This window comes from Vibrio sp. 10N.222.48.A3 (assembly GCF_041475345.1).
Lineage (GTDB): Bacteria > Pseudomonadota > Gammaproteobacteria > Enterobacterales > Vibrionaceae > Vibrio > Vibrio tasmaniensis_A.
The window spans coordinates 1-425 of sequence record NZ_JBFRVX010001459.1; the positions used below are offsets into that span (position 1 = coordinate 1).

Annotated in this window: 1 pseudogene; it reads left to right on the plus strand. The window is 46.6% G+C overall.

What is annotated here, in order from left to right:
- Positions 1 to 23: 23 nt before the first annotated feature.
- A pseudogene (gene fadH / locus AB4653_RS27110) lies at positions 24 to 425 on the plus strand (NADPH-dependent 2,4-dienoyl-CoA reductase); the annotation flags it as partial.

A 425-nucleotide genomic window follows, 5' to 3' on the forward strand; every position in this document is an offset into this window, starting at 1 on the left:
ACAAGGATATAATAATAGAAGTGATGTCTGCCATGTACCCACATTTACTCGAACCACTCGATCTTGGATTTACTCAGTTACGTAACCGTGTATTGATGGGATCAATGCACACGGGTTTAGAAGAAAATAAAGAAGGCCTCCACAAGCTTGCCGCGTTTTATGAAGAGCGAGCAAAAGGAGGCGTTGGCCTTATTGTTACCGGTGGTTTCTCTCCTAATTTACGTGGCAGATTGACCCCATTTAGTGCTGAGTTCAGTAAAGTTAAGCACGCTAAAGCTCACCAAGTTGTTACCGAGGCCGTGCATAAGCATGGAGGTAAAATTGCCCTTCAGTTGCTACATGCTGGCCGCTATGCCATGCACCCATTCGCGCAAAGTGCTTCGGGCATCAAAGCGCCAATCGCTAAGTTTGCACCGAGTGAGATG